The following is a 12945-nucleotide window of genomic DNA, read 5'->3' as shown; positions in this document are numbered from 1 at the left end:
CTATGTCTAAGAATCCGTCGCCTGATACGTTGAAGCTGGAGGTGCATCGATCCACTTCGTGGAGGACCTTACGATGAAACCCTCGCCCGCTCTCGATCCCGACTGGCCCCCCAAACCCCGATCGCCACGGCGGTTCCCGGCGCTCACGGCCGTCGCCTGCCTCGTGCTGGCGGTCCTGATGCTGGCCCGGGCCGAAAGCGAACGCGGCCCCAGCGGCGGCTTTGCGCTCGGCACCGGCGTCCCGGTCCCGATCGCCGTCCCCCCGCTCATGCTCACGCCCTCGATCGACGCCGCGATGATCGTCACCGCGCCGACCGGAATCGACGACCGCATGATCCTCGCCGCCCCGGCCGGGATCGACGACGCGATGGTCGTCGGCGCGAGCGCGACCGGCCGCTGACCTGAACAGTCGACTAGGCCTTCGGAGCGAGGCGTTCGAAGGCCCAGAAGACGAGGTCGGTGGCGGGGGGTTCGATCCCCAGACGCTTGAGCTTCGAGGCGATCTGGCCGCGATGGTAGGTGGCGTGGTTGACGACGTGGCGGATCACCACCCAGGGGGGCAGGACGGCCGATTGCGGGCCGCGCCTCAGGGCCATCGGGGCGTTCAGCCACTCGGGGGTAAACTTCGGCACCAGCGTCTCGACCGTCCGCCGCGCCTGGTCGAGCCAGCGCCCGGCGTCGTCGACCGTGGCAAGCTCGGCCTCGGTCGGGACCCTCACGACGCCCTCTCCCGTCAATCCACGCAGCCAACCTTCCGTCGCAATCACCAGGTGCGCGACGGTCGACCGCACCGAACTCTACCCCGGAACCGGCTCGGCGGAGTACTGCTCGGCGGTCAGCCCCCGGCAGGCCTCGAACATCCTCCGGTCTGCCCACTGATTGAAATCCAGCAACGACGTGATATCATCGTTCATCCGTCTCTCCCAATCGCTCGACACTGAACATTCCAACAGATCCAATCGGCTGCGATGATATCGGCGACGCCGCTCCATCAACCTCCCGCCGGCTCGTTTGAAAGGAATTCGGGTCGTCGTCGGCCGAATAATTAAAACATCTTAATTAATTCCGCAAAAGAATGCCGTGCAAATCCTCTACACGGCGGGATTCTTTACAGAATCTTGGTCGAATCCACACAACTTTCTGGATACTCTGGGTGTTCGACGGGCCGCATGGAGATGTTCCTCGCCTTGATTTCGAGAGCCTGGCATCGATTGATCTTGGTCGGCTTGATGGAAAATCAGGGACCACGAGCGAACACATTTGCGGCCTGCGCGCAACGACGTAATCATTCCTAATTCGTATCCGCCGAACCGGAACATCTTCCATTCCGGAAGGCGAAGGACAATCCTCGCCGACGTCCTTTGAATGCAACGAAGGAGCCCCCTTGATGAGCGCCCCCGGTCCGCGACGTGGTTTCACCTTGATCGAGTTGCTGGTGGTGATTGCGATCATCGCCGTCTTGATCGCGCTTTTGCTTCCGGCCGTGCAGTCGGCGCGTGAGGCGGCCCGCCGTATGCAATGCACGAACAACCTGAAGCAGATCGGCCTGGGTATTCATAACTACATGTCGACGTTCAACACGACGCCGGTGCACGAGTACCGCCGGGCCGATGAGAACGGCGGCACGCTGGGCACGGCCGGGAACCGGGCGTGGCACTGCCAGATCCTGCCGTTCATCGAAGAGAAGCCGATGTACGACGCGTTCAATTTCGCCTACTCGGACGGCTTCTACGGCAACAACAACATCGTCAACGGCGTCAACGCCACCGTCCAGCGGTCGTCGATCGCGACGTTCCTCTGCCCGTCCGACGGGATCACCTGCCTGCCGCAGGACGGGGTGGTCAACACCGGGACCGGCAAGCTGGGCAACAACAACTACGCCGGCAACACGGCGCGGCCGCGGAACATCCTGATGCCCGGCCAGGCGCCCAACAACGGCAACCTTCCCGGCCACCTGGGTGTGATCTCGACGTCCCGGATGTACAACACGGTCGGCCCCTGCGGCGACGCGGGCAAGGCCAATAACACCAACGTGAACGTCTCGGTCGCGTCGATCACCGACGGGCTCTCCAACACGGCCGCTGCGAGCGAGTTCCTGATGAACGACGGCTCGGGCAATTCGAGCGACCCGCGACGCCGGTTCAACTACACCGACTCGGCGCTGATCGAGCAGCCCGACGTCGACATCTGGGCGGTGGTTCGCGACGGCCTCAAGGGCCCGGCGGTCAACTGGACCGATTGGACGATGTACAAGGGGGCGAGCTGGGCGTTCACCGACGCCTGGGAAGGGCACCTGTACGCTCACCTGTTCCCCCCCAACGCCCCGACGATCCACGTCTACTACTCGAACACGCTCCGCTGCTTCGAAGGCGACTCCGGCGCCAACCCCAGCAGCAACCATCCCGGCGGCGTCAACGTCGCCTTCATGGACGGCTCGGTCCGGTTCGTCAAGAACTCGGTCGACCTGCCGACGTGGTGGGCGCTCGGCACCCGCAACGGCGGCGAGGTGATCTCGGCCGACGCGTATTGAGAACCCGACGACCTTCCTTTTCCGCCTCTGCCTCGATTCGAGACGAGCACATGACCCGACAGATTTTCGCCTCGCAACGCCTCAAGTGGATTTTCGTCGCCCTCTCGGCGGTCGTCACGATCGTCTCGTCGATGGCGGCCCCCGGGTGCGGGGGCGACACCCCCGTGTTCGACAAGGCCGCCATGCACACGCCCGAAACTCTGGTCCAGGAGTTCATCCAGCGCTACAAGGGCCTGCCGGAACAGACGAGCGCCAAGGCCAAGGCCAGCGCCGCGAAGGCCGAGAAGGTCCGCGCCAGCCTGCCCGACCCCGACGCCCCGTCGGGCAAGTCGGCCCAAAAAGAGGCCGAGGTCAAAAGCAAGATGGCCCCGCAGGCCCAAACGCTCGATAGCCTGATCGCGACCCTCGAACAGCGACTCGGCGAGCTCGACGGCGTCAGCAAGGCCGATGCGGTCAAGAAGGCCGTCGAACTCATCGAGAAGGCGCCCGAAATCAAGGACGCCGACCGCAAGACCGTCGTCGAGCGGTTGAGCAAATAAAATAAGAGTAAGAGCGGAAGCCGAGGCGCGATCCCCGCGCCTCGGCCTCGCGCGCCCTAGCAGTTACTTGTTAATCGCGTCGTCGACCGCGCGCCCCGCCTTCTCGCCCGGACCGGGGGGATTCACCGCGTCCTTCAGGTCGCGGCCGGCCTTATCGAGCTGCTTGCCGGCGTTCTCGGCGGGGCCTTCGCTCTGGCAACCCGCCAGCGGGGCGAGGGTCACGAACAGGACGGCCACACTCCAGATCAGACGATTCTTCATCGGACTCTCCTGAGATCCACCTCGGCGCGGTCGAACAAAACCGCGCCACTCGCCGAGGATCATCCGCAATCCGCATGCCGAACCACCCCTTGATCGACGACCATCGAGGCCGCGACGGGCGGGCGTCTCAGTTGTCGCCCTTCTGCTTGACGGGGCGGAACGGTTGCAGCCAGTTGGCGAAGGCCTGGGGACTGCGGGATTGGACCCACAGGCGGCCTCGGCCCGAGAAGCGGACGAGAAGTTGGTCGGAGAAGAGGAACGAGCGGACGCGGCGGGCGCGGGTCACGCGGTACTGGAGCGACGGCTCCCAGGCCACCGCGAAGCCGCTGTCGACGGTGTATTCGCCGTCGACGTCGACCTCGTAGACGGCCCCGTACGCGCCGAAGAAGAGCATCCCCGAGCCCGCGACGTGCAAGGTGAACAGCCCCTCGCTGAACAGCCCCTTCATACCCTGCCAGCGCGAGTCGAGCGTCACCGTCGGCGACGACGCCAGGTAGGCGCCCCGTTCCAGGAGCAGATCGCCGCGCATCTCGTGCGCCACGATGTCGCCGGACGAGCCGGGGACGAACGCGACGCGGCCCGGGCCGCCCTGGGCGGTGTACGTGTTCTGGAAGACGCTCTCGCCGCCCAGGACCGATCGCTTCAGGCCCGCCATCAGGCCGCCGCGGGTCGAGGTCTCCACGCGGAGGTTCGGCGTCATCCAGGCCATCGCGCCCGACTCGGCGACGACGGCCTCGCCCTCGTCCAGGTCGATCTCGACGACGCTGTAGGTCGGTTCGCAGGCGATCTCGAAGTCCATCGGAAGCCCTCGTTGGGAAACGGGCGTCGGCCTGGTGTGGTGAATTGGAAGTTCGTTACATAACCAAGGGCCGGTGGGTGCCACGGGTTCGGCTCAACCGAACCCGTGTTCGAAAGGCCGCGGCTCGCGTCCACGGGTTCGACTCGAACCCGTGCCACCCCGATTCAAATTCACGAACTTCCAAATCAGGAGACTAGCGCTCGCGCGGCGGGAGCGCCGAGCCGATCCGCCGGCCGAACTCGTCGGGGTTGTGCGACTGGACCAGGAGTTTGCCGTGGCCGGAGAAATGGAAGACGATCCCCTCGCCGGCCAGGAACGACTGGAGCCACGAGCCGCCGATCTTGCCCAGGCTGTATTCGAGCGTCTCCTCGTAGGCGACCACGTGCCCGGTGTCCACCGTGAGCCCGCCGCGCACTTCGAGCTCGACGATCTGGCCGAAGGCGCTGACCAGGAACGGCCCGGTCCCGCTGAGCCGGACGAACGAAAGCGACTCGCCGGAGAAGAACCCCTTGAACCCCTGGAACTTGGTGTCGACGTCGATCGTGCGGGCCGAGCCCAGGTAGCTCCCGCCGGCGCAGAGCCAGGCGACGGAGCCGTCCATGTCGACCCGCGACACGTCGCCCATGTGGACGGGGGCCAGGCCGACGTGACCGGGCCGCCCGTCGGTCGTACGGTACGTCGAGAGGAAGAACCCCTCGGACGCGAGCATCCGCCGCAGGCCCCCCAGCACGCCCCCCGAATGCTTGGCGCGGGTCGTCACGTCGATGTCGATGTTGTCCGACGCGACGTACATCGCCCCCGCTTCCGAGACGAACTCCTCGCCGGGTTTCAGATGGACCAGGGCCGAGGCGAAGCCGCCCCGATCGGGGATCTCGATCTGCATCGGGCCTCCGAGGTTGGGGGAGCGTGATCAGGAAGGGAGGAACGGCAAGATCCAACGGGCCAGGCTGGGCAGGTGCCGGGTCTGGAGATAGACCTTGCCGCGCCCCTCCAGGCGGAGGACCAGGCCCTCGCCCGAGAGCAGCGTCTGCTTCAGCCCCCCCATGCCGCCGATCGTGTAAGTCAGGCCGGGCTCCCAGGCGACGAGGTGCCCGGTGTCCACCACGAGCACGCCGTCCAGGTCGCGCTCGATCACCCCGCCGTAGGCGTTGAAGAACAGGTCGCCGTGGCCGCTGCATTCGAGGAAGAACGCCCCCTCGCCCGAAAACAAGGCTTTGAGGCCGCCGAAGCGGGTGTGCAGCGCGATCCCCGGCGTGCAGGCGAGGAACGAACCCGCCGTGAGGATGAAGCCGTCCCCGTCGAGCCGACGGTGGAGCACTGAGCCGGGCTCCGTCGGCGAAAGCGCGACCGAACCAGGGGAACCGTCCGCCGTATATTCAGCCACGAACAGCGACTCGCCCCCGACGACCTTCCGGACAGCCGCCTGCATCAGCCCGCCCATCAGGTGGCTGCGGGTCTGAAGATGGCTGCTCATCCAGCTCATCGCCCCCGACTCGGCCAGAATCGTCTCGCCCGGCTTCAGCTCGACGGTCACGTGGCCGTAGTCGGGATTGCCGGAGACGTCGAATTTCATGGCGGCCCCGAGGCGTTGACGAAGCGATCCCGCACCATCGCGATTGACTCGTAGACAAGATACCACACGCCAGGGCGTGCGATCCGTCGAAACCCACGACGATGCATTCGGTTGGATCGGCCGGATATTGAGAACCACCATGACGCGGTCGGAACACCCGGCCTCATGAAAATGGGGGCCTGGGGTCGGCCAGGTCCGAATACAAGCTCGAAGCGCCAGCGAGTGAGTTTCCGGTCGGCCGTTGGAATCCATTCACTCGCTGGCGCTTCGAGCTTGTATTCGGGCATGCCCCAGGGGGTGTTTTGAGAGCAGTCCGCCCTCGAGAACACATCGCCCGGCCAGAAGCGATATCGTGATCTTCGCCCCTTCGCTCAGCACTCCGACACGTTCACCGGGATCTGGACGGCGAGTCCCCCTTCGGAGGTCTCTTTGTATTTCGTGTTCATATCGAGGGCCGTCTGCCACATGGTGCGGATGACGGCGTCGAGGCTCACCTTGGCCTTGGCGGGGTCGCTTTCGAGGGCCAGGTGGGCGGCGGTGACGGCCTTCACGGCGCCCATGGTGTTGCGCTCGATGCAGGGGATCTGCACCAGGCCGCCGACGGGGTCGCAGGTCATCCCCAGGTGGTGCTCCATCGCGACCTCCGCCGCCATGAGCGCCTGTTCGGTCGATCCGCCCAACGTCTGGGCCAGGCCCGCCGCCGCCATGGCGCTCGACACGCCGATCTCGGCCTGGCAGCCGCCGAGCGCCGCGGAGATCGTCGCCCGCTTCTTGAACACCGCGCCAATCTCGCCGGCCGTCAACAAAAAAGGCTCGACCGCCCGGTCGCCGTCGTCGAAGAAGCAGATCCGATAAAGCAAGACCGCCGGGATCACCCCCGCCGCGCCGTTGGTCGGCGCGGTGACCACCCGGCCGAACGCCGCGTTCTCCTCGTTGACGGCCAACGCGAAGCAACTGATCCACTTGAGGATCTTCTCGAAATCGCGGGCCGACCCCCGGATCGCCGCGACCCATTCGTCCGCGCCGGCCGACGTCGCCCGGTCTCCCGCTTCACCCAGCAACGACCGATTGATCCGCGCGGCGCGACGCTCGACGCCCAGGCCACCGGGCAAGACCCCCGGCGTATGCGCGCCTCGAAACGCGGAGTCGCGCATCACGCCCCAGATCCGCGCGAGCTTCTCGTGGATCTCGACCTTGCCCCGGACCGACAGCTCGTTGCGCCAGACGACCTCGGGGATCGAGAGGCCGTTCTCCTTGCAGTGCCGCAGCAGGTCGGCCGCCGTCTCGATCGGGAACGGCGCTGAATCGGGACCTTCCGCCGAAGTCGACGCCCGCGCGTCGTCCCCTTCCTGCACGACGAACCCGCCGCCGATCGAGTAGTACGTCTCCGCGACCGTCGCGCCGTCGTCGAGCGTCGCCGTGAACGTCAGCGCGTTGGGATGAAACGGCAACGACGTCTTGGAGTTGAACACGAGATCATGTGCGTAATCGAATTCGATCTCCCGCCCCCCCGCGAGCGGCAGTCGACGCGACGCCCGGACCTCGGCGACCTTGGGATGAATCCGCGCCGGGTCGCAGACGACGGGGTCTTCGTTGCAGAGCCCCATGATCACCGCGATATCCGTCCCGTGCCCCCGGCCCGTCTTGGCCAGCGACCCGAACAACTCCGTCCGCACCCGCGTCACCCGATCCAGAACCCCCAGCGTCCGGCACCGTTCCAAGAACCGCTGCGCCGCCCGCCAGGGCCCCATCGTGTGCGAACTCGACGGCCCCAGGCCGATCTTGAACATGTCGAACGTGCTGATGAAGGCCATGAATAGAGGGTCCATGTCATGAGCCGCTCGCGGCGTCTCGGCTCGGAGTTCTACTTTCGATCAGAATCGCGTCGCAGCATCTTCTCGATGATCGCCTCGGTCGTCTTGTTCATCCGAAAATTCGTTTCCTTCACCAGTCGGTCAAGCGTTCGAGGCAGATCGAGAATCAGGCCGCGGTCGGCGGCCTCGTTCAGGAGGACGAGCGTGCCCAGCACGGTGAAGCCCCGCCCCCTGGCCTCCTTGACAGCGTCGCGATCGTCGATGAGCAAGGCTTCCGCCTGGATCTCCTGGGCGAGGGAGATGGCTTCTCGCTCGCCCGCCCCGAGCCCCGGGATCTCAGGGACTTCGGTCGGGGTCGTGATTTCGATCCAATCGGGCGGACTGGTCGCCCATGCCCCGACTCGTTCCGGCGATCGGGGGCGAGTCATTTCGAAGACGACCGCCGGCGGAACAACGATCCGACCGAAAAGACGAGGAAGGATCTCGATGCTCTCGATCAGCACGAGATATCGCAACGGCGACGTGTCGGCGACGACGATCATTGCGAGCGTCGCTCCCGCAAGTACGCCCGTTGCTCTTCAAACTCGTCGAGCGACAGTTCGTACCCGACGCCGTAGCGCTTCAAGAGTCCGTCGGTCTCGTAGTCGTCGAGTCCCAACGTCTGACCAAGCTGATACTGGGTGATCTTCTGTTCGCGATAGAGTTCGACAAGGAACGCCTCCTTCGCCTTGTCGTTGACGTCGATGCTTTCGTTTCGAATCCGCTCCTCGATCTCGCTCGGCAATTCAAAGCTGATCGTCATGCGACGGCTCCTCGTCGGCTACTCGTTAGCTCCCCGTCTTCATTGTACGGGGGACGGGCGTCGAGGAGGCGGAATTCACCGTCGGGCGGATCGGGACGACGCGGAAGAGGGAGAAGACGCGGTCCCAGCGGAGGTGGGGGCCTCGGGCGAGGGTCTGGACGTCGCCCAGCTCGGCGAGGGCGGGGAGGTCGCGGTCGCGGGCGACGACGGCCAGGGAGGAGGGGGGCGAATCGGCTTCGGTCGAAATCGGGTCGCCGTCGAGATGCCATGACGCGGGGCGGTCGAGGTAGTAGAGGCGGACGGCCAGATCGTGAGGGATCGGGCCGAAAGGGGTTGGATAGGGGTCGCGGTCCCAGTCGTCGTAGAGTAAGACCAGAGGTTCGTCGCTGCGAACCAGCGCGCCGGCCTGCTCGTAGAACGCCCACTCCTGGCCCCGGCGGTCGAATCGGGCGCCGAACAGGCCGAAGACCAACCCGTAAGCCGCCGCGACGGCCGTCAGCCCGACGACCGCGGTGCGCCGCACCCGCAAAGCCGACCGGCCCCGGGCTTCGAGGCGGGAGCCGAAGCGGGCCAGGGTCAAGGCCGCCCAGATCGACCACGGAACGATCGCGTAGATCGCGTAATGGGTGTTGCGTCCTCCCGGCAGCGAGACCAGGACCATCGGCGCGACGGTCCAGGCCAGCATCAGGCGGTCGCCGGCCGATAATTCGCCGCGACGGAGGGCGCGGAAGGCGTGAACGATCCCGATCAGCGCCAGCGGCGTCCAGGGAAGCCCCTGCCCCAGCACGCCTAAAATGTACTCTCCCCACGATTCGCCCGCGAAGAAGCCGTGCCCCGAGCGATCGCCCACGCGGTCGGCGACGTGCATCAGCCACAACGAGCCGACCCCCGGGCCGTACTTCGCAACCATCGCCAACGGCCAGACCACCGCGATCAAACCTGAGACCAACCAGCCGGCCGGAAAAATCAACCGCCGAACGGCTTCGGGGCGGCGATCCCAGAACAGAACCACGAGCACGACCGAGCCGACCAGCACCGCGCCGAAGCCGGTCCCCTTGGCCAGCGAAGTTAAGCCTAATAGGACAAAGAAAGCCCAGCGCCAGCGCCGGGGGTTGATTTCGGTCGTCGTCCGCAGGTGGTCGAAGGCCACGAGCGTCCAGACGATAAGGCAGGCGAGAGAGACGTCGGCCTCGGCGAGCCGGCCGCGGAGGACCGTCCAGGATGTGGTGGCCTGCATGGCTCCGGCCAGCAGGGCGATCGACGTTCCGTAATGGCGGCGGGCCAGGTGGGCGACGCCCAGGACGAGGAAGGTCGCCGCCAGGGCCGAGGGGAGTCGGGCGGCCAGCGGAGTGACCCGACCGGCGATCGAGCCGGCCGCGGCGACCATCCAGAACGGCAGCGGCGGCTTTTCGAGCCACGGCCGGCCGCCGATCGTCGGATGCTCCCAGCTTCCCGAGGCCAGAATCTCCCGCGCCCCCTGCGCGACGAACGCCTCATGGTACGTCAGCCGCGACGCCGTCCCGAGGGCCGGCCCCAGCGTCAAGAAGCACAAGGCGAGCAGCCAGGCGAGCCCCAGCCCTCGCCGTCGTCCGCCGGTCGTCGACATCGCCAAGAACCCCCAACCGCATCGTTGGCGTCAAACGGCCGGGATCATCGAAGATCGGCGCGATCCTGTCAAGCCGGGGGAATGGGGCCGTCCACGAACAACGTCCAACAGTTGAATCCAGGGAATTCACCACGGAGGACAGGAGGACACGGAGGCGAACGATTCAATCGATCAGGTAAAACTCAAGAGCAAGCCGATCCTTCCTTCCCCCCTGCATTTCCTCCTGTCCTCCGTGGTGAATCGTCCCGATATCCAACGTCTTGTGACAGAGTTGGAAGAGGTCGATCCAGTCGTTGCCGGGGTTCTTGTAGACCTCGAAGTCCTCGGGGATCGAGTCGACCAGGTGGCATCTTGTGGGGACCGTCTCATTCCAGGTCCGGGAGATCCGCCCGGGTCACGAGCAGGCGGATCGAGCGGGGCGCGCCCGGCTGTCGGGCGATGAAGCCCTGCCGATCCAGCGTCTTGACCATCTCGTGGACCGTCGGGGGGCTGACCCGGAAGTACCGCGCCATGTCGGCCTCGGCGGGCGGAACGCCTTGGAGCTTCGTGTAGTAGTAGATGAACGCGAGATACTGCCCCTGGCGTGGCGTATATCCGAGGTCCATCGTCGGTCGTCTCCCCAGCCCCAAGTCCCCTGCGTCGACCCACGCGGCCCGGCCCACCTAGCCGGGATCTTCGAAGATCGCCCACCCCCTGTCAAGCCGCGGCCCATCCGTGGCATTCTGGCCCAGCCATTCGACGGGGGCGTTATGAATTCCGTAACACAATAATAATGCAAGACTTACAGCCGAATTCCCGCCCCCAGAAGAAAAGTCTTGCGGTAAAGTCTGGCTATTGTTCTCAACCCGACGCCCTTCTCTGACCGAAACAAACACCGCTCGGAAGCGCAAACAGCCGGATCGGCACACTTGGGGTTCTGGCTCCCAGAGCACCCGATTTTCCTGACTCGCAAAGTCCCCCGTTTGGGGGCCGTGGACAACCTGTTGATAAGTCGTCGACAGGCTGCGCAGGGACGGATTTCGTCCACAACGGGCCGAGGCCGAAGGGCGTTTCATGCGCCGTCGTCGACAGTTGCGCCCGGGCCGTGCACCGAGTTATCCACAACTTGGTCGACAGGTCGAGGCGCGGTTGTATTCGAGTAAGTTCTTTGGTATCCTTGGTTTGGTCAGGCACTGCCGAAGTTATCCACAGCGCGGCCGCCACTCTATGATTATTACGGCGGTAGAGTTATCTATTCGTTCCTCTCAGAGGGACGAAACAAGCAGAAAACCGGGAACAAGCTCGACCGGGCTCCCGGCTCAAGGGCTTCTCCCTCGCTTCGCCAGCCGCGAACCGGGTGGACGAGAGAGCGTCGCCGTCCCACCAGAGCCCACCACTGGCGTCGAGCCTTGATCTTCGGGTCGTGTCGTGTGCGGGAGACGGTTCGCTCTCCCAGGCCGTCTGAGCGGCCTCCAGGCCCGGCGTATTCGAGGCAGGGCGAGGCCCCCTCCCCGGGATTCCCGGGGAACATCGTCAAGACAAGACGTGAGGAAAGCGCATGAGGGCTTTGTGCAACCGCGAAGGACTGCTCACCGCGTTCACCATGGTCAGTGGCGTGGTTCCCGCACGGAGTCCCAAGCCGATCCTGCAGAACGTGAAGCTCGTGGTCGACGCCGACGAGGGCTCGGTGCTGATGGGGACCGACCTTGAGGTCGGCATCCGCCACCGGGTGCTCGGCGTCAAGATCGAGGAGCCCGGCTCGGTCATCCTGCCGACGACGCGGATCGGGTCGATCTTGCGGACGGCCGGGGACGAGGAGCTGATGCTCGAAACGACCGACGAACACCTGCTCGTCAAGGGCCGGCACGCGTCGTTCAAACTCCCCCTGGAAGATCCGAGCCTTTATCCCGAGGTTCCCGATTTCGCGGCGACCAGCTATCATGTGATCTCCGCGGGCAATCTCAAGAAGCTGATCCGCCGCACGGTTTTCGCCACCGACCTCGACAGCGCCCGGTACGCGCTCGGCGGCGTGCTCGTGGAGCTGACGGCCGAGAACCTCTCGATGGTCGGGACCGACGGCCGGCGGCTGGCCAAGATGATCACGACGGCCGAGGCCGAGAACGATCCCCCGGCCCCGAGCGGGACCCCGGTGATCCCGGTCAAGGCCCTCAAGCTGATCGAGCGGAACCTGGTCGACGACGATCTGCTCGTCCATCTGACGATCCAGTCGGGGACCGCCGTGCTGGTCCGCACCGAGAGCGCCGTGATTTACAGCCGGCTGGTGGAAGGCCGGTTCCCTCGTTACCAGGACGTCTTTCCGGCGACCGTCGAGATCAAGATTCCGCTAGTCGCCGGTCCGCTCCGGCTGGCCGTCGAGCAAGCGTCGATCGTCACCAGCGACGAGAGCCGGGGGGTCGACTTCCAGTTCGGCGCCGGTTCGCTGACGCTGTCGAGCCAGGCGGCCGACGTGGGGAGCTCGCAGGTGGACCTGCCGATCGACTACGACGGCAAGCCGGTCGAGATCACGTTCGACCCCCGCTACCTGCTCGACGCGCTCAAGACCCTGGACGACGGGGCCGAACTGACCGCCGAACTGATCGACGCCAAGAACGCGGCCGTCTTCCGGACCAAGGACCAGTACACCTACGTCGTGATGCCGCTCACGCGCGAACGCTGAGCCGGGCGAGTCGAGTTCCTCTCGGGAACGGATCGTGGCAGCCATGTCGAACCCCAACGCGCGCGGACCCAGGGCCCTGTCCGACGTACTCGGCGAGCTGTTCGCCGTACGCGGCTACGCCCGGCTGCACGCCTCGGGAGAGCTGGAACTCGCCTGGAACGCCGCCCTCGGCGAAGGCTACGCGGGGCGGACCCGGCTGGGCGACGTGCGACGCGGCGTTTTGACCGTCACCGTGGACCATCCCGCCTTGCTCGAAGAACTCTCGGCCTACCGCAAGGCGGAACTGCTCCAGGCCCTCCGCGCCACCGTTCGCGGCTCGACCATCAGCTCGCTGCGGTTCCGGATCGGCCCTGTGGAGTCGTGAT

General features: G+C 65.8%; 15 protein-coding genes. 5 read left to right on the top strand and 10 right to left on the bottom strand.

What is annotated here, in order from left to right:
• Positions 1–73 precede the first annotated feature (73 nt).
• Positions 74–400: a hypothetical protein gene (locus BSF38_RS16465; RefSeq protein ID WP_076347394.1), complete on the top strand. Its 327-nt coding sequence runs from the start codon at positions 74–76 to the stop codon at positions 398–400.
• A 13-nt stretch (positions 401–413) separates the two neighbouring features.
• On the opposite strand, the gene BSF38_RS16460 is transcribed toward BSF38_RS16465, so the two are convergent.
• Entirely contained in the window at positions 414–791 is a 378-nt protein-coding gene (locus BSF38_RS16460) for a DinB family protein (protein ID WP_257787825.1), read from the bottom strand.
• Positions 792–1387: 596 nt separating this feature from the next.
• Between BSF38_RS16460 and BSF38_RS16455 the strand changes: the two genes are divergently transcribed.
• Complete coding sequence (locus BSF38_RS16455) at positions 1388–2530, top strand: DUF1559 domain-containing protein (protein ID WP_076347392.1); 1143 nt, start codon at positions 1388–1390, stop codon at positions 2528–2530.
• 50 nt (positions 2531–2580) lie between these two features.
• Positions 2581–3069: a hypothetical protein gene (locus tag BSF38_RS16450; protein WP_076347390.1), complete on the top strand. Its 489-nt coding sequence runs from the start codon at positions 2581–2583 to the stop codon at positions 3067–3069.
• Positions 3070–3132: 63 nt separating this feature from the next.
• Here the strand turns inward: BSF38_RS16450 and BSF38_RS16445 are convergent, their stop codons facing one another.
• The 9 genes from BSF38_RS16445 to BSF38_RS16405 form a co-directional block, all read right to left on the bottom strand.
• Complete coding sequence (locus tag BSF38_RS16445; protein WP_076347388.1) at positions 3133–3330, bottom strand: hypothetical protein; 198 nt, start codon at positions 3328–3330, stop codon at positions 3133–3135.
• Between the two features lie 127 nt (positions 3331–3457).
• Entirely contained in the window at positions 3458–4129 is a 672-nt protein-coding gene (locus BSF38_RS16440; RefSeq protein ID WP_076347386.1) for a TIGR00266 family protein, read from the bottom strand.
• A 193-nt stretch (positions 4130–4322) separates the two neighbouring features.
• A complete protein-coding gene (locus BSF38_RS16435) occupies positions 4323–5012 on the bottom strand; it encodes a TIGR00266 family protein (RefSeq protein ID WP_076347384.1) in 690 nt (229 codons plus the stop codon).
• A 27-nt stretch (positions 5013–5039) separates the two neighbouring features.
• Complete coding sequence (locus BSF38_RS16430) at positions 5040–5702, bottom strand: TIGR00266 family protein (protein WP_076347382.1); 663 nt, start codon at positions 5700–5702, stop codon at positions 5040–5042.
• Positions 5703–6073: 371 nt separating this feature from the next.
• The gene (locus tag BSF38_RS16425; protein WP_237170488.1) at positions 6074–7531 is read right to left on the bottom strand and encodes an L-serine ammonia-lyase; all 1458 of its coding nucleotides are present in this window, start codon (positions 7529–7531) and stop codon (positions 6074–6076) included.
• 35 nt (positions 7532–7566) lie between these two features.
• Positions 7567–8058, bottom strand: a complete 492-nt coding sequence (locus tag BSF38_RS16420) for a PIN domain-containing protein (RefSeq protein ID WP_076347378.1) — start codon at positions 8056–8058, stop codon at positions 7567–7569.
• Entirely contained in the window at positions 8055–8318 is a 264-nt protein-coding gene (locus BSF38_RS16415) for a UPF0175 family protein (protein WP_076347376.1), read from the bottom strand. The genes BSF38_RS16420 and BSF38_RS16415 overlap by 4 nt, the downstream gene beginning before the upstream one ends.
• A 25-nt stretch (positions 8319–8343) precedes the next feature.
• On the bottom strand, positions 8344–9924 hold the full coding sequence (locus tag BSF38_RS16410; RefSeq protein WP_076347374.1) for an ArnT family glycosyltransferase: 1581 nt from the start codon (positions 9922–9924) through the stop codon (positions 8344–8346).
• A 365-nt stretch (positions 9925–10289) separates the two neighbouring features.
• Positions 10290–10529, bottom strand: a complete 240-nt coding sequence (locus tag BSF38_RS16405; RefSeq protein WP_076347372.1) for a LexA family protein — start codon at positions 10527–10529, stop codon at positions 10290–10292.
• 932 nt (positions 10530–11461) lie between these two features.
• Here BSF38_RS16405 and dnaN point away from each other — a divergent pair.
• Positions 11462–12580, top strand: a complete 1119-nt coding sequence (gene dnaN, locus BSF38_RS16400; RefSeq protein WP_076347370.1) for a DNA polymerase III subunit beta — start codon at positions 11462–11464, stop codon at positions 12578–12580.
• Between the two features lie 43 nt (positions 12581–12623).
• Positions 12624–12944 (top strand): DciA family protein, encoded by a 321-nt coding sequence (locus BSF38_RS16395; protein WP_076347368.1) that lies wholly within the window; start codon positions 12624–12626, stop codon positions 12942–12944.
• Position 12945 lies beyond the last annotated feature (1 nt).

Source organism: Paludisphaera borealis (assembly GCF_001956985.1).
Classification (GTDB): domain Bacteria; phylum Planctomycetota; class Planctomycetia; order Isosphaerales; family Isosphaeraceae; genus Paludisphaera; species Paludisphaera borealis.
This window is presented reverse-complemented; position numbering and strand designations above follow the sequence as displayed.

Bases quoted from the DNA above. Each gene is read 5' to 3' on its own strand.
- BSF38_RS16465 (WP_076347394.1), top strand. From the start codon at position 74: ATGAAACCCTCGCCCGCTCTCGATCCCGACTGGCCCCCCAAACCCCGA.
- BSF38_RS16455 (WP_076347392.1), top strand. From the start codon at position 1,388: ATGAGCGCCCCCGGTCCGCGACGTGGTTTCACCTTGATCGAGTTGCTG.
- BSF38_RS16450 (WP_076347390.1), top strand. From the start codon at position 2,581: ATGACCCGACAGATTTTCGCCTCGCAACGCCTCAAGTGGATTTTCGTC.
- BSF38_RS16445 (WP_076347388.1), bottom strand. From the start codon at position 3,330: ATGAAGAATCGTCTGATCTGGAGTGTGGCCGTCCTGTTCGTGACCCTC.
- BSF38_RS16440 (WP_076347386.1), bottom strand. From the start codon at position 4,129: ATGGACTTCGAGATCGCCTGCGAACCGACCTACAGCGTCGTCGAGATC.
- BSF38_RS16435 (WP_076347384.1), bottom strand. From the start codon at position 5,012: ATGCAGATCGAGATCCCCGATCGGGGCGGCTTCGCCTCGGCCCTGGTC.
- BSF38_RS16430 (WP_076347382.1), bottom strand. From the start codon at position 5,702: ATGAAATTCGACGTCTCCGGCAATCCCGACTACGGCCACGTGACCGTC.
- BSF38_RS16425 (WP_237170488.1), bottom strand. From the start codon at position 7,531: ATGGACCCTCTATTCATGGCCTTCATCAGCACGTTCGACATGTTCAAG.
- BSF38_RS16420 (WP_076347378.1), bottom strand. From the start codon at position 8,058: ATGATCGTCGTCGCCGACACGTCGCCGTTGCGATATCTCGTGCTGATC.
- BSF38_RS16415 (WP_076347376.1), bottom strand. From the start codon at position 8,318: ATGACGATCAGCTTTGAATTGCCGAGCGAGATCGAGGAGCGGATTCGA.
- BSF38_RS16410 (WP_076347374.1), bottom strand. From the start codon at position 9,924: ATGTCGACGACCGGCGGACGACGGCGAGGGCTGGGGCTCGCCTGGCTG.
- BSF38_RS16405 (WP_076347372.1), bottom strand. From the start codon at position 10,529: ATGGACCTCGGATATACGCCACGCCAGGGGCAGTATCTCGCGTTCATC.
- dnaN (WP_076347370.1), top strand. From the start codon at position 11,462: ATGAGGGCTTTGTGCAACCGCGAAGGACTGCTCACCGCGTTCACCATG.
- BSF38_RS16395 (WP_076347368.1), top strand. From the start codon at position 12,624: ATGTCGAACCCCAACGCGCGCGGACCCAGGGCCCTGTCCGACGTACTC.